The organism is Thiolapillus sp., assembly GCF_048562965.1.
In the GTDB taxonomy this organism is placed as follows: domain Bacteria; phylum Pseudomonadota; class Gammaproteobacteria; order Chromatiales; family Chromatiaceae; genus Thiolapillus; species Thiolapillus brandeum_A.
Map to the genome: position 1 here is coordinate 1 of NZ_JBHNMF010001085.1, position 911 is coordinate 911.

The following is a 911-nucleotide window of genomic DNA, read 5'->3' on the forward strand; positions in this document are numbered from 1 at the left end:
CTAGGCCCACACTGGTGCCCACATACAGGCCACCTTCCGGGGTCTTGACGATGCCCAGCAGGCGTTTGTCCGGGGTCTGAAGGTCATTGGCGGGGATGATCTTGCTGAAACGGGCGAGGTAAGGAGACAGGCGGCTGACACCGCCCACGCTGGTGCCTATCCAGATATTCTGGTTGCTGTCGGAATACAGTATCTGAATGGAATGGTCATGCACACCGGAAGGGCGCTTCCGGAAATCGGCCAGCGTGATAATTTTGTCATCTGCATCCAGATAGAGATTCAGGCCGTTGTTCGAACCGATCCAGACATTGCCCCAGACATCTTCTGTAAAGCTCAGGGCATTCCAGAAGCGCAGGGAATCGGGATCGTCTTCATCGTGCTCAAAGTGTCTGACCAGCCTCTTGTTATGTTCATCGATCAGCAGTACGCCATGCTTGTCTGTTGAAACCCACAACCGGTGCCTGCTGTCGTGAAACAGGGCGTTTGTTCCAGAGCCATAGGGCGCTGTGATGTGCAGGTATTTCTGTTTCAGCTGCAGTGTTTCGGGATCCAGGGAGAAGACACCCCAGCTGGTGGAAACCAGGATGTTCCCTTCCGGCATGAGCAGCAGATCATAGATCATGGATCTGCCGGATTGCAGCCCCGCGGTGCTGATGCTTCGCACCCTGTTGTCCTTCATGTCCAGATAAAACAGCCCTTGCAGTGTGCCGATGTAAACCCGCTGCTCATGTACAAGCAGTTTTTTCACGTCCGAAGCGCTGCCCCGTCCCTTGGTGCCGGGGATGATCTGGTGATGCCTGAAGGTTGTCAAGTCCCGATAGATCATAGATTTTCTTTTTGAATAATTCCGGTTGTTTTTTGTGCCAATCCTTAAGCGCCTGAATGGGCGTGATGTGCCCGATGTTTTTCTG

Annotated in this window: 1 protein-coding gene and 1 pseudogene; both read right to left on the bottom strand. The window is 53.5% G+C overall.

Annotation, left to right across the window (positions count from 1 at the left end):
- Nucleotides 1–748, bottom strand: a 748-nt coding sequence (locus ACOCD2_RS22450; protein ID WP_294059309.1) for a ligand-binding sensor domain-containing protein, incomplete at its 3' end; no start/stop codon positions are given.
- A pseudogene (locus ACOCD2_RS22455) lies at nt 726–911 on the bottom strand (hypothetical protein); the annotation flags it as partial. The pseudogene ACOCD2_RS22455 and the gene ACOCD2_RS22450, both read right to left, overlap by 23 nt.